We start from the raw sequence: 20432 nt of genomic DNA, 5'->3' as shown, positions 1-20432 counted from the left end.
GTAGAAATTAGTTACTCATTTAGATCCCGGATACATTACCGCAAACTAATTTGTCGTTATACTTGCAAAAGGAGGGCGAGTCATACATTACATTTTACATCACCACCGAATAAAACCTATTTTATTTTCTGGCCCAAGAGATTTTTCTGGCCATTAAATGACAGATCGGCCCTACGTATTCGATCCATAATGGTCTGGTCATATATCTCTTCCCTGTTTGCTATGAACAACCCTATCGGTAAAGGGAACGTGTCAAACGTAAGGCCTGACCCCAGAGACAGCAGAGACAGCAGAGACAGCAGAGACAGCAGAGACAGCAGAGACAGCAGAGACAGCAGAGACAGCAGAGACAGCAGAGACAGCAGAGACAGTGGATTTGAATTCGGGTCATTTAATAAAAGCAATATTATTTTCAAATCCTAAAGGATTCTCTCCATTCGCATCTCTAACCCAAAGTGGATCACCAACTACCGAATCATATTCCTCTTCTGGTAGCGTTTGATACTTAACCAGATCAGGAACATCGGCGATAACAATTTTTACTGCTTTATAAGAATTCCAATCCTCATAATAAAATTTTGCATCTTCGATAACATCGCTAAACTTATTAAAATATTTAGAAAATACATCTGCTAAACTTTCCTGCTCAACATCTAATATTGAGTCGCGAGAGAGTAATTTATCCCATTCAACACTAGATGGCTCTATTCTTGAAAAGGCTTCTCTAACCTCATCCATCAACTCTAGCGATGAATCAAGCTCTTCAAGCTTTAAATAATGCCTGTAAAACCTATTCAGGATAATGTCATATTTGGCATTATTATCTTTCCCTAAGAATTCGTTAATGCAATAAAAAAAGGACTTTACATCATTAACATCACCCATCCTTGCTGTATAACTACCGCCACTGAATCCAATTTTCTTCATATGTAAAATCTATTTTTAAATTAGTCTAAGAATTCAATCAAATCTATAGGAGAAAAAAACGGGGTCGGGTCTTACATTTGACACCCGCTCAATAAACCAAACGATCTAAATCACAACTTTTCCTACACCTTCACCACCCGACTTACTATCGCATATTAGAACACGCCCTAAATTTATCCCAGTGCCGCCTAAATATCCCGTTACATATTTTTCCATATTACCAATACACCGCCAATTACAGGTAAGATAACTCCCTATAAGACAACAACAATAAAGATGGCGGAGATCAAGCATGGAATATGCAGGACTACTGGGCAGTGTTGCCCTGTTGATATGGCTGGCGCTGCGAGGGGTGGATATCGTCTTTGCCGCTCTGCTCTGTTCGTTACTGGTGATCATCACTAACGACTTACCGCTGGCCCAGGGATTAACCGAGTATTTCTCATTTGGCCCGCTGGGGGCCTTTACCTTTGCCGGTAAGTTTTTCCTGCTGTTCGCCGCCGGTGCTATTTTTGGTCGGGTGATGGGGGCCAGTCATGCCGCATCAAGCATAGCCATGGCGCTGATCAGGCGCCTGGGCGCCCAGCGTGCGTTGCTGATTACCGCCCTGTCCTGTGCATTGCTGACCTATGGCGGTGTCGTCGTCTTTGTGGTGATTTTTGCAATGTATCCCCTGGGGCTGCGCTTGCTGCAAGAGGCGGATATACCCAAACGATTATTCTGCGCCGCACTGGCACTAGGGGCGGGGACATTCACCCTGACCGCCCTGCCCGGAACGCCATCGATTCATAACGTGATTTCTGCGGTTGCCCTTAAGACAGACCTGTTCGCGGGCGGCTGGTTGGGTCTCTTTGGCGGCGCCATTATGTTTGTTTGCGGGATCTGGTATCTCGAGCAACAGCGCAAGAAGGCGCTGGCCAATGGTGAGCATTTTGTGGCCGGGCCGCGCGATCAGATCTCCAGCGTCGACGAGTCAGACTACCCTCGTTGGCAGATTGCCCTTCTGCCGCTGATTGCTGTGCTGGGAACCATCCTCGCACCCCGTCTGATCAAGATGGCCTTTCCCGAAGCTCTGGCTCAAGGTGAAGGACCATTTATCGAACTGCTGCAATTTGCCAACAGCCAGCCCATTGTGTGGCCCAGCATCGCACTTTTTTGTGGCACGCTGCTGGCTATCGTTTTGTTTTCCAGCGTTCGTCGCAATGCCTTTGATGTGGTGGGTCATGGCACTCAGGACGCCATTATGCCGCTGATCAACACCGCTGCCGTCATCGGCTTCGGGGGCGTGGTCACCCATACCAGCGGGTTCGAGGGTTTTGTGCGGCTGGTGCTGGAATCCGATCTGCCGCCGTTAGTATCGATGTTTGGCTCGGTCAGCCTGGTGTCTGCCATTACCGGTTCGGCTTCCGGAGGCTTGCAGATCTTTATGCAGACACTGGCCCCCGCCTATTTACAAATGGGTATCGAGCCCGCTGTGCTGCACCGACTGGCCACCATGGCCAGCGGCGGATTCGACTCACTGCCCCATTGCGGTGCCGTCGTCGCCATGCTCACCATAACCGGCTTGACCCATAAACAAGCCTATCGGGATGTTGGCGTCATTACGGTCGTGATTCCGGTTTTTGCGACGCTGTGCACCATGACGCTGGCTTCGGTACTGTATTAATAACAAGGTTTGTTGATCCATTCGCCGGTACTCCACCCATAAAAACGCGAGGAAGCCTTAATGAAACTCGGTCCTTCGATTCCCGTCACGCCGCTAGATTACCGGCAACAAGCGCGTCGGCGCTTGCCTCGATTTCTGTTCGATTACATCGACGGCGGCTGTAACGAGGAACTCACTCTGAGACGCAACGTCGATGACTTCAAGCGGCTGTCTCTGAAACAACGGGTGATGGTCGATGTGACCAGGGTGGACACCCGTACCGATCTGCTGGGACGGGAAGCCTCCATGCCGCTGGCATTAGCGCCGATTGGCATGGCCGGCATGATGCGCCAACGGGGCGAGGTGCAAGGTGCCAGGGCGGCCTTGTCGGCCGGGGTTCCCTTTACCCTGTCTACGGTCGGCGTGTGTCCGGTAGAAGAGGTACAGCAGGCAACCGGGGCTCCGTTCTGGTTTCAGCTGTATATGCTGCGCGACCGCAGTGCCGTCGAATCCCTGATGGAACGTGCGAAGGCCGCGGGCTGTAATACGCTGGTGTTTACCGTTGATCTGCCCATCGCCGGTATGCGTCACAGGGATATTCGCAATGGCATGGTGGGGAATCGCCCCGGCAGCCGCCTGAGCCGTCTCTGCCAACTGGCCACCAGCCCTAACTGGATTGTCGATGTCGGGCTAAAAGGCAAACCCCACACGCTGGGTAACCTCAGCGAGCTGGTAGCTGGCGCCACGGACCTTGGCACTTACCGGGATTTTGTCGAATCCCAATTCGACCCCGGCGTTACCTGGGATGATATCGCCTGGTTACGCGAGCAGTGGAAAGGCAAATTGCTAATCAAAGGAGTTTTGGAGCCGGAAGATGCCCAGGCCGCCGCCGGATTGGGTGCCGACGGACTGATCGTTTCCAACCATGGTGGACGTCAACTGGACAGCGCTGCGTCGACCATTGCAAAACTGCCCGCTATCATCAACGCGGTCGGTGACCAACTGGAGGTTTACCTCGATGGCGGCGTTCGCAATGGTGTGGATCTGGTGAAAGCGGTGGCTCTGGGTGCCCGGGGTGTGCTGATCGGTCGCCCCTGGATCTGGACCGTCGCTGCTGCGGGAGAAGAAGGTTTGCGCGATATGCTCGAGATCTTTCGCCAGGAAGTGGCAACAACCATGGCACTGATGGGGGTCAACCGTATCGATGAACTCGTCCCTGAGCTGGTTGAACCCGGAAACCTGTGACATCGGCCAGTGAAAAGAGCGCAATCGAAAGCGGGCTATATCCCTCAGCACGGGGCTCTCCTATAATGTCCGCTCATTTTTTTAGAGTTTGAGTGTTACATGGAAACTGAGAAGAAAGGGCTGGGGCTTTGGATCTGCACCTCGCTCGTAGTAGGCAATGTGATCGGTTCTGGTATCTTTCTGCTTCCGGCCTCCCTCGCCTCTTATGGCGCCATCAGCCTGGCCGGATGGATTTTCACCTCCATTGGCGCTCTGTTACTGGCACTGGTGTTTGCCCGCCTTGCGGTTCTGGTGCCCAAAGCCGGTGGGCCTTATGCCTATTCCCGCGAAGGTCTGGGGGACTTTGCCGGCTTCATTATTGCCTGGGGCCACTGGATTGCCGTTTGGGCGGGCAACGCGGCTATCTGCGTCGCCTTCGTCAGCTACCTGACCGTGTTCTTTCCCTCACTGGGTGCCAACCCGGTGGCTTCCATATTGGTCGGACTGGGAGCTCTGTGGGGTCTGTCACTGGTTAATATTCGCGGCGTTCACACCGCCGGTATCGTGCAACTGGTCACCACCGTATTAAAAACCATACCGCTGCTGGCGGTCTCCATCGCCGGTTTGTTTTTTCTCGACCTGGATCACTTTACCCCGGTTAACCGCAGCGGCGAATCCAACTTCTCTGCGATTACCGCCTGTGCGGCGCTCACCCTTTGGGCCTACCTTGGCCTTGAATCGGCCACCGTTCCTGCCGACGATGTCGACAACCCCAGAGTCACTATTCCTCGTGCCACCGTATTGGGCACGTTACTTTGCGCCGTGGTTTATATTCTGTCCACCGTCTCCCTGATGGGCATGATTGATCCCGCCGATCTGGCCAACTCGCAGGCTCCCTTTGCCGACGCCGCCCGCTTGATGTGGGGCGATGTTGGTTATTATGTCATTGGCCTGGCCGCCGTCATCTCCTGTTTTGGCGCTCTTAATGGCTGGATGATTCTACAAGGACAGGTGCCTTATGCCGCTGCTCGCGATGGCCTGTTTCCGGAGATTTTCAATAAGGTCAATAAAAACGGTGTACCCTATATGGGCATCATCATCTCCAGTGTGCTAATCACTATTTTGATGATGATGAACTACACCAAAGGCCTGGTGGAAACCTTTACCTTTATTATTCTGCTGGCCACACTCACCTCCCTGATCCCCTATAGCTTCTCTGCGATCGCCGAACTGATGATCTACAGCAAGCGACGCAATGAACTGCAAAAGGAACGCCTGCTGGGCCACAGCGTGATTGCCCTTTTAGGCTTTTTCTATGGTCTGTGGGCCATTGCCGGATCGGGTCAGGACACCGTGTACTGGGGATTCCTGTTGCTGATGCTGGGACTTCCGGTGTATAGCTGGGTCAAGTGGAAAAGCAGCAAGAACAGCGTCACCGCAGAAAGCTGATAGGACAAGTCCGATGATCGCCTTCGCACCCCGGGCTAATTTGCAACGCCTGTGCATCATAAGGGCGCTCTTTATTGGTTCATTATTACTGGCGCTGATCTGGGCGCAGCAGCAAATGGAATTGCTGCTTAACTTCCCCGTATTGGGTTCTATTCTGCTGGTTTGCACCCTGATGACCGTCGCCACCTTATGGCGTTTACGGGCCACCGCTCCGGTTACCCAGGCAGAACTGTTCGGCCAGTTATTGTTTGATGTGTGCACCCTGAGCCTGATTTTCTTCTTCAGCGGCGGCGCCACCAATCCTTTTATTTCCTTTTATCTGGTGCCACTGAGTATTACCGCCGCCACCCTGGCCTGGCCCTATGCGACCGCAATGCTGCTATTTTGTCTGCTCTGTTATGGCGGGTTGCTATTTTTTTATGTGCCGCTGGCCGAACTCTATCCTCAGATTCGAGTACAGGGAAACCTGGCCCATATGGCGCAACTGCATGTCATCGGTATGTGGCTGACCTTTGTCGTCAGCGCCTTGCTGATTACTATTTTTGTCGTCCGCATGGCCAGCGCCCTGCGCCTGAAACAGCAGGAGCTGGCCAGCCACCGGGAACATCAGTTACGCAACGAGCAACTGATGGCGGTTGCCACCCAGGCCGCAGGAGCGGCCCATGAACTCGGCACTCCGCTCTCGACCATGCGCACCTTACTCAGGGAGATGGAGCAGGATCACCCAAACGATCAAACCCTGATGGAAGATATCAAATGCCTGCAGGAACAGATCGGCTTCTGCAAAAGTTCCTTAAGGACACTGGTCGACCAGAGCCAAACCACAGACTTACAAACGCTGCCCACGCGCCAGGTGCTGACCCGATTGCTGGATCGCTGGCAGCTGATGCGACCGGAAGCCCGCCTGCAACTTGAACTGCCCGATGCCGCCCGTGAATGGGCCATTAGCTGGGATCCCACCCTGGATCAGGCACTGCTGAATCTGTTAAATAACGCCGCAGACCAAAGTCCGGAAATAATCCTGGAAGTTCAACGCCAGAAGGATACCGTGCTGATCAGGGTTCGCGATTTTGGCCAGGGAATTTCTGCGCAAAAAGCAGAGCATCTGGGAGAGCTTTTCTATTCCGATAAACGCGAAGGCCTGGGGATTGGCTTTAGCCTCAGCCAGGCGACCATTGAGCGCCTGGGCGGACAGGTCAGGCTTTACCCTCATAGTGAACGAGGTACCATAACCGAGGTACAGCTCCCTGTTATTTCCGTTACCACCAAGCACTAACCTGTGGTGAGCGACGTTCATATCGAGTGCTTATTAACATTGCCAACCCACTTCTGACAGATTGCCCGAACCTATGACCGACAGCCTGCCCAAACTGCTACTGATTGACGATGACGCCACCTTTTTACAAGTGATGGCCCGCGCCATGCGACGCCGGGGCTTCGATGTTTTTACGGCCGATAATGGTGCCAGCACGCAGAAATTACTGGAGCGTCACACTCCGGATTACGCCGTCGTTGATCTCAAACTCCTGAACGAATCAGGGCTCAGCCTGTTACCGGAACTGAAAACCGCCAACCCAAAGATGGAAATTGTGCTGCTAACCGGATTCGCCAGCATTGCAACCGCCGTTGAAGCGGTAAAACTGGGGGCCAACAACTACCTGTGCAAACCCGCCGATGCGGATGAGGTTGTCAGCGCTTTACTTTGCCAACCCGCGGACCCGACACAGCTCAAACCTTCAGCCCCGCTGTCGGTTGACCAACTGGAGTGGGAACATATACAGCGCATACTGCAGGAACAACAAGGCAATATATCGGCCACCGCACGGGTGTTGGGAATGCACCGCAGAACCTTGCAACGCAAGCTGCAAAAACCCCCGGCGGCCTCCCAGGGGGTCAGCACAGAATCCGACGAGACCTGACACGCAAATCCCCGCAACAAGATCGCCCTGGACAGCAAGCCGGGCACACAAAAGAGCCGCCCATAAGGCGGCTCTTTTGTTCATCTAATAAACCCGACGGGCTAGATGCGGAACTGGCGAATCAGCACATTTTGTTGTTCGACCATGGTTTGTAAGGAATCACTTTCACTGGCGGTTTGTTGCGCGTTCTCGGAAGCCATCTCTGCCATATCGGCAATCCCGGTAACGCTCTGGGTGACCTCCTGACTGACCACGCTTTGCTCCTCCGCCGCAGTGGCTATTTGCGCACTCATATCCTTGATTCGGTTAAGGCCAATCACGATATTCTCCAGCGCGTCTTCCGTCTGCTGGCTACGCTCGACACAGTTGGAGGCTTGCGACGAACTGGTCGACATCATACTGGCGGCCTGGGATGCCTGGGACTGCAATTTTTCGACCGTCTGCTGAATATCCTGGGTGGATTTCTGGGTGCGGCTGGCCAACGCGCGTACTTCGTCCGCAACCACCGCAAAACCGCGTCCCTGCTCACCGGCACGAGCCGCTTCAATCGCTGCGTTCAAAGCCAGTAAGTTGGTTTGCTCGGCGATGGTACGAATCACATCGAGCACGGAGCCGATCTCGGTACTGTATTCGTTCAGGCGATGAATCGTCTCAGCCGAATCCACAACCGCTGTCTGCAAGTTCTGTATCTCACCGATGGTGGTCAATATCACCTGCTGACTCTGATCCGCAACCTCATTCAGAGATTCAACTTCTTGCAACGACTGCTCGACACTGCCAGCCACCTCCTGCGCCGTTGCCCCCATTTCGGTCACCGCCGAAGCCACCTGTGTGGTCTGTTCACGCTGAGACTCGATGGCCTGGAGTGAGTTCTCACTTACTCTACGAGCGCTGCCTGCAGCCTGCGAAACTTTCTCCGAACTCTCATTAATCTGTGAAATCAGGTCGTGCAACCTGGACACCAACAGATTCACCTGGGTAGCCAGAACTCCGAATTCATCGCGGCCACTGTCATCGAGCGTATGGGTGAGATCCCCATCGGCTATTTGCTTGAGGATAAGGTTCACCCGGTTCAGCGGGTTATGTATGCTGCGCCCAACCCACACCGCAACGCCCAGTGCACAGACCACCGATAGCAGGCAAATCACCATAATCAATGTCTTCCCCCAACCGACTGTGTCATTAGCCGAGGTCTGCGCCTCGAACGCCACACCACGGACTTTTTCCATCAGGGTATTGGTAATCCCGGTTGCCTGATCCAGCGCCGCAGTAATCGATGCCATCTGCAATGCCGTTTTCTCTTCGGCATCCACCGCCACACTGTATAACTGCAACAACCCCTCTTCGCTCATGACCTGCTTATGAACAATCTCGTAAGATTCGGCGAACGCATCAAAAGAGCCAGGGTCATTGGCACCGAACCATTCTCGATACTGGTCCAGCTCAGCCATCATTCCTTGCGCTTCCTGTACGGCTTCGTTGGTCGTTTCGCTATCTTTGGCTGACAACACATCATCCACCCGGTTGCGCAGGGCGCCAATTAGACTGAGCATCTCCTTATGCTTTCTACTGGTCTCGTTGCCAGCCCAATTTTCACCCAGCAAGGCCAGTTCGGCGGCAACAAAATCCATTTCATACAGATAGTCTTCTTCGGCGACTTTCCGCGAACTCTCAACTCGCAAGAAGTTGGCATGTTCAACCAGCAGGCCATTGGCATTATCGATAAACTGCTTAACCGGGGCATCCAGCTGGTTTAGCTGGCCAGCCAAACCTACCTGGTCAGCCAGCGCTTGTAGATTGGTGCGTAGTTGCTGGTAGTTTTGGGTATGTTTTTCAAAAGCATCACGATGACCGGCAAGCTCATCCTGATTGTTTTCGATGCGGTAAGCCATCAACGCCTGGTTAGCCGCCATCAGGCTCAGACTTAGCTCACTGCTATTGATCAATAAGGGCGTTGCCTCATTGGTTGTCACATCCATGCTATCGCTCAATTTGAGGATACTTTGTAACCCGGCGCCTCCTGTCACCAGCAATAAAATCACTAACACCGCAAACCCGAGGCCTATTCGATGGGTTACTTTCAGGGACATCACTCTCTCCTATCTATAGTCTGCTACTTACTTGAAGGGCGCAGATTCCCACTTCATTGGTGGGTTATGATTATGTAAACAGCGACGGCATACTCTCCGGTATCCCCTTCGAACCCGCCTAAATCAGATGCATCGCATCAGGTTTGTCGGCATGTTCTTATTAAAACTTTAGCTGGTTTACGCCCCTTCTGAATGTCAATTGCCCTCCTTGACTCAAACGTACGTATGTTCCACTATCGATTCATAATGATAATATCGGAACTCTATCATGAGCCACCTTTTAAAAAGAGTGTTTTTTGTACTATTCACTCTGTTTATGCTTGTTGCACTCTGGGTCTATTTCCTTGTCCAATCCGAGCAAGCCGTTCGCGATGGTTCCCTGAACCTTCCCAATCTATCCAACCCGGTCGAAGTTCTCTACGACGACTGGGGCGTGCCCCACATTTACGCCGATAGCACCGAAGATGCCCTGAGAGCCTTGGGCTACCTGCACGCGCAGGACCGTCTGTTCCAGATGGACCTGTTACGACGAGTGGGATCCGGCACCCTGTCCGAACTGTTTGGCGAAGCCATGCTCGACACCGACCAGCTGTTTCGAACCCTCGGGATCAACCGTTACGCCGCTCAGCTTGCCACCCGTATGCGCGAGCAACCCGAGCTGCCTCAAAACAAGCTGATGAGTGCCTACCAGGCGGGTATCAACCATTACATTGCCACCCGCGCCAAACCATTGGAGTATGAGATTCTTCGCACCGAGGTAAAACCCTTTACCCTCGAAGATCTTGGTCACACCCTGGGGTATATGGCTTACAGCTTTGCCGGAGCCTTCAAAACCGACCCGCTCTATCACTGGATCGGACAGGAACTTGGCGATCAATACCTTCAGGATCTGGCGCCCTTCTATCTGGAGGGAGCCTTTACTACGCAAGATAGCCGTGGCCCATTAACCGCTTCGGACAGTAAGCCCGCCCCATTAGTGGCTATGAACCCTGCCCTGTTGTCGATCAGTCAACAGGTGCTACAGATCAATGAGTCCATGTTTCCCGCCGGGCATTTTATCGGCAGCAATTCCTGGGTGTTGGCGCCATCCCGTACCGACAGCGGCAAGCCGATTCTGGCCAACGACCCGCATATCGGTATTGCCGTACCCGCCGTCTGGTATGAGGCCCATATTGTCAGCCCCGATTATGAAGTCTATGGCCATTATCTGGCGGGCATCCCCTTTGCGGTGCTGGGCAATACCCGGCATCACGCCTGGGGGTTAACCATGTTCGAGAACGACGATATAGATTTCTATCAGGAACAGAGCAACCCGAAGAATCCACAACAGATCAAAAACCGTGACCAGTGGGAAAACCTGAAGAGTCGCCAGGAAACGATTCTGGTCAAGGGAGCAGAACCGGTCACCATTACCGTACGGGAATCACGCCATGGTCCGATCATCAGTGACCTGGCAAAGCCGGCCATCAAGCTCGAGAACAACACAAATCCGGTGTCTATCTTCTGGACCTTCACCGATGCCAACAACGATACCGTAGACGCTCTTTACCGGGTCAACCGCGCTCGTAATATGCAACAGTTTGAAGCTGCAGTCGCGGACATCTGGGCGCCAGGCCTCAATATCAATTATGCCGACACCGAGGGCAATATTGGCATCTGGGCCACGGGAAGACTGCCGAACCGTGCTCCCGGAGTGCACAGCATGAACATCCTGGACGGCGCCAGCGGCGAACAGGACATTCGGGGCTATCTCGACTTCAGTCATAACCCCCGCCGGGTGAACCCGGACAACGGCATTATTTTCTCCGCCAACCACCCCTATTCCCGAGATGGCGAGCCAATGATTCCTGGCTATTATGCCTCGGCGGACCGGGCAGAACGCCTGAACCAGTTGCTGAGCCCGGAAAACAATGGGGACCGTCGTGGCTGGACACTGGAAGAGATGAAGGCAATTCAGCTGGATACCGAAGGGGCGCTGAATGATCATTTTCGCCAGCGTTTGCTGGCGAGCCTTACCGAACCGCAACAAGGCGTTGCTCAAGATGCGCTCAATGCCTTGAGCAACTGGGACAAGCGTTACCCGTTGGATAGCATCGGTGCCACCATTTTCGAACGTGCCTACTATTTTGCCCTGCAGCAAACTTTCTCCGACGAACTGGGCGATCGACAGCCGATCTTTATCAAGACCTTTATGGCCGATAACAGTTTCCAGCAAATACTGGCCAACGAAAGTTCTCCCTGGTGGGACCGACGCGAGACCGCGCACAGGGAAAGCCGTGATCAGATTCTGGCCGCCGCCTGGCAACTGGCCATCGCCTCACTGCAAAGCCAGTTTGGTGACGACACGTCGAGCTGGCAATGGGGCAAGGTCCACAGCATCGAACACCCACATCCATTGGGCAAGGTAAAACCACTCAACAAATTGTTTAATGTCGGCCCTTTTCCGATCGACAGCAGCAAGCGCTCATTGAGCAAAATGGCCTATACCTATGCCGAAAACCAGTATCGGGTCAGCAGCAACCCGTCTACCCGGCGCATCATACCCCTGGCCAATGTCGAGCAGGCTCAGGGAATCAATCCGGTGGGTCAATCGGGCAACCCATTCGATACCCATTTCGATGATCAGGCCAGGCTCTATAACCAGGGCCGTTATCGCAGTCAGTTGATGAATCGACAACAGATCGAGCAGGTGACCAGCGGAAGATTAGAGCTCATTCCCTAGCCTTCTCCTGCCTCAACCATTGCGTCGATTTTTAGAAACAGGCGCAATGGTCGGCATGGTGCCCAAATGAGGAAACCCCACCTTTGACAGGCCCAATACAGCCAAGCGCCTGTTTTTGATCCATACTCATAGGCACCTCTAGCCTAACGCGATGGATCGCCATGTACACAGCTCTGGTTGCCAAGTTCCTCTTTCCCCTGCATGAGTCTCTCAAGCAGCACAGCAGTGTTAAATGCCACAAGCAGCTGGAGCAATCCCAGTGGCTGAACCCTGAACAGATTCAACAACTGCAACTGGCCAATCTGCGTGCCTTCCTGACCCGCATTGGAACTCAGGTGCCCTGGTACCGGGAACTGTTCAAGCGGCTGAATTTCAACCCGGAGAAGCTCCGTTCCATCAATGATTTACAATATCTACCCCTGATGGATAAAGCCCTGATTCGAAACCAGCAAAACCAGTTAGTCGCTGAAGATGCCGGCCCTTTGGCCCGCTTTAATACCGGTGGTTCCAGTGGCGAGCCGCTACAGTTTCTGGTCGGTAAAGCAAGAAAAAGCCATGATATCGCCGCCAAATGGCGCGCCACCCGATGGTGGAATGTGGATATTGGTGATCCCGAACTGGTAGTCTGGGGCTCGCCGGTGGAACTCGGCAGCCAGGATCGAATGCGGGTGTGGCGCGACTGGCTATTTCGCAGCCACCTATTACCCGCGTTCGAAATGAGCGAAGCCAACGTCGAACGCTATGTAAATACCATAAGGCGTATTCGCCCCCGCATGCTGTTTGGTTACCCCTCGGCACTGGCGCTGATCGCCGGCTACGCCGAGCGTAAAGGCATCGCCCTCGACCAGCTAGGTATCAAAGTCATCTTCGTTACTTCGGAGCGCTTATACGACAATCAGAAACGCGTCATCGAACGGGTTTTCGGCGCCCCTACCGCCAACGGTTACGGGGGTCGGGATGCCGGCTTTATCGCCCATCAATGCCCTTCCGGAGGCATGCACATCAGTGCTGAGGATATGGTGGTCGAGATTGTCGATGCCGATGGTAAACCATTACCGGTCGGCGAACGCGGAGAAGTTGTGGTGACTCATATGGCGACCCATGAGTTTCCCTTTGTACGGTATCGCACAGGAGATCTTGCTCGGCTTAGCCCTGGCGCATGCCCATGCGGTCGAGGCCTTCCCTTGCTGGAAAGCATCGAAGGCCGCACGACCGATTTTCTTATGGCCCGTGACGGCACGGTGCTGCATGCACTATCCCTGATCTATATTCTGCGTGACCTGGATGCGGTCCGTGAATTTCGAATCGTGCAGGAAAGCCTCGACGAGATTCGCCTGCAGCTGGTCACCAGTAGCGATTATTCTGCCACTGTGGAAGAAACGATTATTGAAGGGGTACGCCAACGACTGGGTGACGTGCAGGTGATTATTGAACGGCTGGAAGAGCTGCCTCGAGAGCGTTCGGGGAAATTTCGCTATGTCAGCAGTAAACTGACAGCCAATTGGAGCGAAGATGCCTCGGCAAAACCGCACGAGGCATCGAGGGAAACCGTAAACTAAGCTAGCCAGAGCAATGAACGGCTAGCTGTCGTCGGCTCCTACATGATAGGCCTTGGGTATCTGTTCGGCACCGTCGACGCGAACTCCGAGATCCTTCACGATGCCGTCTTTGACCGAATAGATCCAGCCATGCACCGATAGTTGCTGTCCTCGATTCCAGGCATTTTGCACGATATTGGTGTGACACACATTGCCGACCTGCTCGATCACATTGAGCTCACACAACAGGTCGGCACGAGCATCTTCATCGGTGAGCATTTTAAAGCGCTCCTGATGCTTGTAGTAGATATCCCTGATCACCCGTAACCAGTTGTCGATCAAGCCCAGATCTTCCTGCCCCAGCGCCGCTCTGACGCCACCACAACCATAATGCCCGGTCACGATGATGTGCTTCACCTTTAGCACCTCAACCGCATATTGCAGCACCGACAGGCAATTCAAATCGGTATGAATCACCACATTGGCCACATTGCGGTGAACGAACAGTTCTCCCGGCAACAGGCCCACGATCTCATTGGCCGGAACCCGGCTGTCAGAGCAACCTATCCATAGGTACTCAGGCGATTGTTGCTGGCTCAGTTTATTAAAAAACTCAGGATCTTCACGGGTGATGTTTTCAGCCCATGCTCGATTATTCTGCATCAGATTTGTCAGGTCAGTCATAATTGCCATCCAGATTCAGGAGTCTGCCGCAGTATATCAAGAGTCCTACGTCCGTTTTTTAAAGAAACGTAACAGTAACCATGCACTGAGTATCAACAGCAGTAAAACCAGCCCATATACCCCCCAGGCGATCATACCGGCATTGGCCAATACGGCCGATGGGTTGAGACTGGATGCTGGCAGGATACGCACCTCTTCAGTCATGACGTCCAGCTGAATATCAGCTATGCCGTCGCCATTGTGGTCTGGCAGGGCACTTAAATGATCGAGTATCGCTTTCCAGGCTTTGATCTCCTGCACCCCGGGTTGGGTTAAATCTCCATCCACCAGTGCCTGACGAATATCCGCAACGGGATTGCCCGCCTGATCCCTGGGCGTGGCATCAAGGAGCCCATAACTGATGTCGCCAATTAACCAGGTAAATCCTCCGACATAACTGGTACCGCCGATACTATAGAGTTCGGTATTGTCTCTGGAAAGATCCAGCTCGACATAACCGAGCTCTGCCCCGCCAAGCTCGACCTTGGTGACCCGGTCAAACGGCGGCCGATAATTATTGTAGGTCACCCGCACCCCTGAGAGACGAGGGTAATAGGCGTCACCTCGCAGCTGGTAGCCCAGTAAGAGGACTTCAAAAATACTCTTTAAATCAGCTGCCGTGAACCAGACCTTCATCATCGGATAGCCAGGATCATCATTGAGTTCACCGACACCCAATGGCTCGATGCGATAGAGATCAGATACACTTTGCTGACCGCTCTGACCCAGCCAGACATCATCCCGTATCGTGCCATTACCTGTCAGCGCAATATCGGCCTGGGTTGCCCGGCGAAATGCATCGGTGATCAGGTTACCCAATACCGGGTCCTCATAGGCACGGGTCAGGGTGCGAGGCGTCGTTACCAAAGGCTGGTCAAAATAATAGCCCGCCGGTTTCAGTACCTTCTCAGTAACTTGTTGCTTCCAATCATCGATCATAGCGATGATTCTTGGGTCTCCCGGAATACGGTCATCGATCGGATACAGCTGGTATTTTTCGATGCTTAACTCACCCTCGTTCCAGTTCAACACCAATTCACCCAGAAACTGACCTTCAGAACCCGCCTGAACGATGGGAGTTCCCTCAACAACAATCGGTTGGCTCAAAGGGGTATGGGAATGGCCACCGATCACCAGATCGATACCCGGTACCTGCTCGGCAATATCCACCTCTTCGCCATGCCACTGACTGCCGCCGTTAGGCGTGACCCCCATATGCGACAGAAGGATCACCAGGTCGGCTCCGTCAGCGCGTAACGAAGCTTCCATTCGCTGCGCCGTAGCGACCTGATCGGCCATAGTAACAGGGGCTTTATTGGGTGCCACTTCAGCGGCATCGACACCAATCAGGCCAAACAGACCAAAAGTGATTCCGCCACGTTCGATCAATAAACCTTCACGGATGAGTCCATCATCCATCACCGCTTGCAGGCTGTCATCCGCAGGATCCTGACTATCAAACTGCAAGTTGGACGTCACCACCGGCACCAGATCGGCGCGCCGGGACTGCGCCGAGCGGAACATCTGCGCAAGACCGTCCGGGCGAAAATCAAACTCATGATTGCCCAGAGTGACCGCATCGTAACCCAGCTCGGTTAATAGCTGCAGCTCCGCACCAGTTTCCCGGGTGATGGTATGAAACAGGGTCCCCATACTGAAATCTCCCCCATCGAGCAACAGCACCGGGCCGTTCGCGGCAGCTTGTTGCCGGCGCTGATCAATCAGGGTTGCGAGTCGCGCCAGACCACCGACGGTCTCATCGTCATTGATGGTTTCGGGGCTGTACTCAAGGTTGGGACCAAAGCCCAAAAAGCGTGACTGCCAATCATTGGTGTGAAGTATCGTGATCTGTTGCGCCTGGGCAGCAAAAGTGACCGCCAGCAGTGAAACACAGACCAGCGTCCGCAGATAATTAAGCATAGAAAAGATCCATCTATGGGTCGTTATTGTTAGGAGAATAAGAAATCGTTACACAGTGTAACCCGGGGCGAGGCGCCCTACAGTATTTAAAGGCGACAAAGCGGTGACGAATAGATCCCCAGAATTCGCAGTACCTGGGAATCAATCAGCCGATACGGCTTGCTGATAACGACCCTAACAGGCGCCAACGACAATCCTGCTTAGTCATCTGTCCACAGTGAATCCGCGGCAATACTGTAAGCCATAATCAAACCATCTTCGCGACCTTCAACCGCCGGATAATAGTCCTTGCGACGTCCAACTTCGTTAAAGCCGATCGATTCATACAGATGCACGGCAGGCAAGTTAGAAGGCCTTACCTCAAGAAACAGGGTTTCCGCTTTGACGCCCAGGGCAATATCAATAAAGTGGTGCAAAAAATGCCGCCCGATGCCCAGCCCTTGGGTTTCCGGGCTGACGGTAATATTCAGCAAATGAGCTTCACCGGCGGCTGCACTGAGAACTCCATGGCCGATCAATCGCGAGCCTTTTTCGATCACCCAACAACTGTGCCCCGGTTTCAGGCAACCGGCAAAAATGCCTCGGGTCCAGGGATGGCTGTAGGCGCGTACTTCAACGGCCATCACCGCATCCAGATCGGACGCTTCCATCGGCCGAAAATGGTAGTCCTTTTCATTCACCACTAGTTGCTTTCCTCAACCCTACTCAGATAGGACTGCAAACAACGCCAGGTGTCACGCTTTAATTCCGGCAGTTTCATCATGGCGTTGAGGCTATGACAAAGTAGGAAGGTTTTGTCCGCTTCACGAACCAGCTTGCCCGGCTCAAGGCTGTCACCCAGCAATAAACTGATCGCCTGGGGGCCCAGCAACAATAGCTTGCTCGCCTTATCCCAATGCTCGTCTCGCTGCAGCCATCCCCGCAGGGTATCCTGAGCAACACCAAGCCCCTGATCGATTGCGCCGTTGTCCACCAACGGCCAGTGAAAACTGTTCCTGGTGTCCAGCATTAACGGCCAGTCGATACTGCGAAGGATGTCCTGTAACAGGCTCTGATGAAAACGAGTAAAGCCCCCGACTTCTGAATGGGGTAGATCTACCACCGCCCAATGGGTTGAGCTCAGTGCAAACACTTCCAAACGGCATCGGGGCACTTCTGGTGCAGAAAACGAATCGGAGGAAGGCTCTGCAACCGCCAAGACCGATTTATCCGCTGAAACTGACGATGGTTCACTACGCGCTTTTAATGGTGCGGCAGGGGTGGCAGCAACACTGGCCGTGTCAGGGTCCAATGCCGTCCGTTTAAGTGCCGCCAGGACGTCGCGGCCAGCTCCCGAAGCCGGTGCTGGCACAGCAGGCTGCGCCTGATTCTCAGCTTTTTCGGTAGCTAGCCCTGCTACCGCCGAGACCTGATCGGCCGCGTTCAGCCCTTGAGTTAGCGGCGATGAGTCGCCAGCGTGAACGGAGGGGGGGGCACTCTTTACAGCATCGTCCGGACAATCCCAACGATAAGGCACCGAGGGTTTTGCATGAGGCAACAGCTTACGAGCGAACCAGGGCTGAATGTCCATCGCTTCAAGATACTGTTGCCGCTTATGCTCGTGCAAAACTGGATTCCGTTTACAGATCTACGATTTGTGGGTGGGCCCGTTCGATAGAGTTGGCCAGCAGGTTTAACGCATTGATATAGGCTTTTTCCGAGGCCACGATAATATCAGTATCAGCGCCAGAACCATTGACGATACGCCCAGCTTTTTCCAGTCGTACAGTAACTTCCCCCTGGGAATCGGTGCCCTTGGTTATCGCATTAACCGAGTAAAGCGCCAAGGTCGCACCGGAATTGGCAATCTGCTCAATCGCCTTGAATACGGCATCGACAGGACCATCGCCGGCGCATTCAACACTGTGCTCTTGTCCCTCGACACTGAGGGTCACTCGCGCCAGCGGTGTTTCCCCGGTACGCGAACAAACCTCCGAGTACACCAGGCTATAAACCTCATTGACATCGGCCGCCAGGGTATCGCTCACCAGCGCCTGCAGATCCTCATCAAAAATTTCATGCTTTTTATCCGCCAAGGCTTTAAACCGGGCAAAAGCGGCGTTCATTTCGGTCTCGGTCTCAAAACCGATGCCCAGCTCTTCAAGGCGGCTCTTGAAAGCAGCGCGGCCCGAATGCTTGCCCAACACCATTTTATTGGTTGTCCAACCGACACTCTCAGCGCTCATAATTTCGTAGGTTTCCCGGTGCTTGAGCACACCATCCTGATGAATCCCGGACTCATGGGCGAACGCGTTAGCACCGACAATGGCTTTGTTTGGCTGCACCGGAAAGCCGGTAATACCGGACACCAGTTTGGAGGTGGAGACGATGTGTCGGGTATCGATGGCTGTTTCCAGAGCCAGTAGATCCTTACGGGTGCGCAAGGCCATCACAATTTCTTCAAGAGAAGCATTACCAGCACGCTCACCCAAACCATTTATCGTGCACTCGACCTGTCGAGCACCCTGAACAACCGAGGCCAGGGAATTGGCGACCGCCAGCCCCAGGTCGTTATGACAGTGCACCGAAAAGATCGCTTTATCGGAGTTGGGTATCCGCTCAATCAGTTGGGCGATCGTCTCACCAAACTGATGCGGTATGGCGTAGCCGACGGTATCCGGAATGTTGATGGTACGGGCACCGGCATCGATAGCGGCTTCAATAATGCGACACAGGAAATCGATCTCGGAGCGACCCGCATCTTCGCAGGAGAACTCGACATCATCGATCAGGTTACGAGCGCGCTTAATCGCATGTACCGCCTGCTCGACCACTTGCTCGGGTTCCATACGCAGCTTGTGCTGCATATGAATGGGTGAAGTCGCGATAAAGGTGTGAATGCGCCCCGATGCAGCTCCCCTTAACGCTTCCCCGGCACGGTCAATGTCGGCATCAAGGGCTCTGGCCAAACCGCAAACCGTGCTGCCGGTAATGGTATCAGCCACCGCTTTGACCGATTCGAAATCACCCGGGCTGGCAACGGGAAAGCCAGCTTCGATGACGTCTACTTTCATCATTTCAAGGGCACGAGCAATCCTGATTTTTTCCTCGCGGGTCATGGAAGCACCCGGGCTCTGCTCACCATCACGCAGCGTGGTATCAAAGATCACGACTCGATCATTGCTCATGCTTAAAATCTCCTGTTATTTTTTTCGGCACAAAGCGCTGTTTGTTAGCGCCCGGTACCGATCAATCTGGCTCATCTAACAAAGCAGTTTACCAGCTAAGAGCTAAGGAAAATACGCCATGCAAAACCAAAATCAGCCGCCCGAAGACAGCTGATTTTGATCTAAGCCCAAGGCCAGAGATTACTGCGCTGGTGGACGCAAATTAAGCTCTACCCGACGGTTAAGGGCACGGCCCTGTTTGGTACCATTACTGGCAATGGGCTGATCGGGACCGGCGCCGAAGTAGGTAATGCGGGGGCCCGCAACACCCTGATTGACCAGGTAACTGGCCACGCTCTGGGCACGTTTTTCGGACAACCCCATGTTGTGCTGGCGGCTACCGGTACTGTCAGTATGACCCACAACCTCTACCGGATTTTCGTCAAACTCTTTCAGCACCAGTGCGACGGAGCCCAGCACGCTATAGAAACTGGATTGGATATTGTAAGAGTTGGTCGCGAAGGTGATATTTCCGGGCATAATCAACTTGAGGTCATTGCCGGTACGCTGCACTTGCACTCCAGTGCCTTGCAGGCGCTGACGCAATGCGGCCTCCTGCTGGTCGGTGTAATAACCATACCCAGCACCGGCAGCACCACCCAGAGCAGCTCCGGCCAAAGCGCCTTTTTTACCATTGGCCAGGCCGCCAACCACGGCCCCCGCCAAGGCACCCACGCCTCCGTACTTGGTGGTTTTATTCACCTCCTGCTCACCCGTATAGGGGTTGGTCGTCTGGCAACCAGCCAACAGCAAACCAGTCAGGGAAATAGCGGCAATCTGTTTGATCATATTCAAGGGTCCTAATAGTCGAATGTTGCACCTTCAAAGCCAACAGTGGCCAGACGATTCCTGTCTCACGCCACGTTATGTGATGCTCAATGTAGCAAAATAAATGTAAAGGTTGGGTAATCCGTATCACAGTCTACCGATTACCCAAGCCCCAACAAGGCCACTCAATCGTCGCGTGGCGACTCAAGGCACCTCTGATTAATTCAGATAGAGCTATGCGATCCTAAAAATGGCTTTTATCAAGGCGAAGCCTGCCGTTCATGTCGAGACCTGGACAAGG

General features: G+C 53.5%; 15 protein-coding genes. 7 read left to right on the top strand and 8 right to left on the bottom strand.

What is annotated here, in order from left to right:
• Window positions 1-387: 387 nt before the first annotated feature.
• A complete protein-coding gene (locus MIB40_RS17395; protein WP_249696770.1) occupies window positions 388-927 on the bottom strand; it encodes a hypothetical protein in 540 nt (179 codons plus the stop codon).
• A gap of 292 nt (window positions 928-1219) precedes the next feature.
• Between MIB40_RS17395 and MIB40_RS17390 the strand changes: the two genes are divergently transcribed.
• The 5 genes from MIB40_RS17390 to MIB40_RS17370 all read left to right on the top strand — a co-directional run bounded on the left by MIB40_RS17390 (window position 1220) and on the right by MIB40_RS17370 (window position 7164).
• Window positions 1220-2593: a GntP family permease gene (locus MIB40_RS17390; RefSeq protein WP_249696769.1), complete on the top strand. Its 1374-nt coding sequence runs from the start codon at window positions 1220-1222 to the stop codon at window positions 2591-2593.
• A gap of 60 nt (window positions 2594-2653) precedes the next feature.
• The gene (locus MIB40_RS17385) at window positions 2654-3817 is read left to right on the top strand and encodes an L-lactate dehydrogenase (protein ID WP_249696768.1); all 1164 of its coding nucleotides are present in this window, start codon (window positions 2654-2656) and stop codon (window positions 3815-3817) included.
• A 99-nt stretch (window positions 3818-3916) separates the two neighbouring features.
• Window positions 3917-5245: an amino acid permease gene (locus MIB40_RS17380; RefSeq protein WP_249696767.1), complete on the top strand. Its 1329-nt coding sequence runs from the start codon at window positions 3917-3919 to the stop codon at window positions 5243-5245.
• Between the two features lie 13 nt (window positions 5246-5258).
• Entirely contained in the window at window positions 5259-6521 is a 1263-nt protein-coding gene (locus tag MIB40_RS17375) for an ATP-binding protein (RefSeq protein ID WP_249696766.1), read from the top strand.
• Between the two features lie 73 nt (window positions 6522-6594).
• Window positions 6595-7164: a response regulator transcription factor gene (locus tag MIB40_RS17370; protein ID WP_249696765.1), complete on the top strand. Its 570-nt coding sequence runs from the start codon at window positions 6595-6597 to the stop codon at window positions 7162-7164.
• A gap of 101 nt (window positions 7165-7265) precedes the next feature.
• Here the strand turns inward: MIB40_RS17370 and MIB40_RS17365 are convergent, their stop codons facing one another.
• Window positions 7266-9254, bottom strand: coding sequence for a methyl-accepting chemotaxis protein (locus MIB40_RS17365; protein WP_249696764.1), 1989 nt, complete (start codon window positions 9252-9254; stop codon window positions 7266-7268).
• A 268-nt stretch (window positions 9255-9522) separates the two neighbouring features.
• Here MIB40_RS17365 and MIB40_RS17360 point away from each other — a divergent pair, with 268 nt between their 5' ends.
• Together MIB40_RS17360 and MIB40_RS17355 are read left to right on the top strand one after the other, a co-directional pair.
• The gene (locus MIB40_RS17360) at window positions 9523-11976 is read left to right on the top strand and encodes a penicillin acylase family protein (protein ID WP_249696763.1); all 2454 of its coding nucleotides are present in this window, start codon (window positions 9523-9525) and stop codon (window positions 11974-11976) included.
• 161 nt (window positions 11977-12137) lie between these two features.
• Complete coding sequence (locus tag MIB40_RS17355; RefSeq protein ID WP_249696762.1) at window positions 12138-13535, top strand: phenylacetate--CoA ligase family protein; 1398 nt, start codon at window positions 12138-12140, stop codon at window positions 13533-13535.
• 21 nt (window positions 13536-13556) lie between these two features.
• Here the strand turns inward: MIB40_RS17355 and can are convergent, their stop codons facing one another.
• The 6 genes from can to MIB40_RS17325 form a co-directional block, all read right to left on the bottom strand.
• A complete protein-coding gene (gene can, locus MIB40_RS17350) occupies window positions 13557-14198 on the bottom strand; it encodes a carbonate dehydratase (RefSeq protein ID WP_249696761.1) in 642 nt (213 codons plus the stop codon).
• A gap of 45 nt (window positions 14199-14243) precedes the next feature.
• Window positions 14244-16157, bottom strand: coding sequence for a bifunctional metallophosphatase/5'-nucleotidase (locus MIB40_RS17345; RefSeq protein ID WP_249696760.1), 1914 nt, complete (start codon window positions 16155-16157; stop codon window positions 14244-14246).
• Between the two features lie 200 nt (window positions 16158-16357).
• Window positions 16358-16840: a ribosomal protein S18-alanine N-acetyltransferase gene (gene rimI / locus MIB40_RS17340; protein WP_249696759.1), complete on the bottom strand. Its 483-nt coding sequence runs from the start codon at window positions 16838-16840 to the stop codon at window positions 16358-16360.
• Window positions 16840-17763 carry a hypothetical protein gene (locus MIB40_RS17335; RefSeq protein WP_249696758.1) on the bottom strand — a complete coding sequence of 308 codons (924 nt, stop codon included), beginning with the start codon at window positions 17761-17763 and terminating at the stop codon, window positions 16840-16842. Before MIB40_RS17335 ends, rimI begins: the two co-directional genes overlap by 1 nt.
• A gap of 13 nt (window positions 17764-17776) precedes the next feature.
• Window positions 17777-19324 (bottom strand): 2-isopropylmalate synthase, encoded by a 1548-nt coding sequence (locus MIB40_RS17330; protein WP_249696757.1) that lies wholly within the window; start codon window positions 19322-19324, stop codon window positions 17777-17779.
• A gap of 180 nt (window positions 19325-19504) precedes the next feature.
• On the bottom strand, window positions 19505-20152 hold the full coding sequence (locus MIB40_RS17325) for an OmpA family protein (protein WP_249696756.1): 648 nt from the start codon (window positions 20150-20152) through the stop codon (window positions 19505-19507).
• Window positions 20153-20432 lie beyond the last annotated feature (280 nt).

It is taken from the genome of Aestuariirhabdus haliotis (assembly GCF_023509475.1).
GTDB classification, from domain to species: Bacteria; Pseudomonadota; Gammaproteobacteria; order Pseudomonadales; family Aestuariirhabdaceae; genus Aestuariirhabdus; species Aestuariirhabdus haliotis.
This window is presented reverse-complemented; position numbering and strand designations above follow the sequence as displayed.

Bases quoted from the DNA above. Each gene is read 5' to 3' on its own strand.
- MIB40_RS17390 (WP_249696769.1), top strand. From the start codon at position 1,220: ATGGAATATGCAGGACTACTGGGCAGTGTTGCCCTGTTGATATGGCTG.
- MIB40_RS17365 (WP_249696764.1), bottom strand. From the start codon at position 9,254: ATGTCCCTGAAAGTAACCCATCGAATAGGCCTCGGGTTTGCGGTGTTA.
- MIB40_RS17355 (WP_249696762.1), top strand. From the start codon at position 12,138: ATGTACACAGCTCTGGTTGCCAAGTTCCTCTTTCCCCTGCATGAGTCT.
- MIB40_RS17360 (WP_249696763.1), top strand. From the start codon at position 9,523: ATGAGCCACCTTTTAAAAAGAGTGTTTTTTGTACTATTCACTCTGTTT.
- MIB40_RS17380 (WP_249696767.1), top strand. From the start codon at position 3,917: ATGGAAACTGAGAAGAAAGGGCTGGGGCTTTGGATCTGCACCTCGCTC.
- MIB40_RS17385 (WP_249696768.1), top strand. From the start codon at position 2,654: ATGAAACTCGGTCCTTCGATTCCCGTCACGCCGCTAGATTACCGGCAA.
- MIB40_RS17325 (WP_249696756.1), bottom strand. From the start codon at position 20,152: ATGATCAAACAGATTGCCGCTATTTCCCTGACTGGTTTGCTGTTGGCT.
- MIB40_RS17375 (WP_249696766.1), top strand. From the start codon at position 5,259: ATGATCGCCTTCGCACCCCGGGCTAATTTGCAACGCCTGTGCATCATA.
- MIB40_RS17395 (WP_249696770.1), bottom strand. From the start codon at position 927: ATGAAGAAAATTGGATTCAGTGGCGGTAGTTATACAGCAAGGATGGGT.
- can (WP_249696761.1), bottom strand. From the start codon at position 14,198: ATGACTGACCTGACAAATCTGATGCAGAATAATCGAGCATGGGCTGAA.
- MIB40_RS17330 (WP_249696757.1), bottom strand. From the start codon at position 19,324: ATGAGCAATGATCGAGTCGTGATCTTTGATACCACGCTGCGTGATGGT.
- MIB40_RS17370 (WP_249696765.1), top strand. From the start codon at position 6,595: ATGACCGACAGCCTGCCCAAACTGCTACTGATTGACGATGACGCCACC.
- MIB40_RS17345 (WP_249696760.1), bottom strand. From the start codon at position 16,157: ATGCTTAATTATCTGCGGACGCTGGTCTGTGTTTCACTGCTGGCGGTC.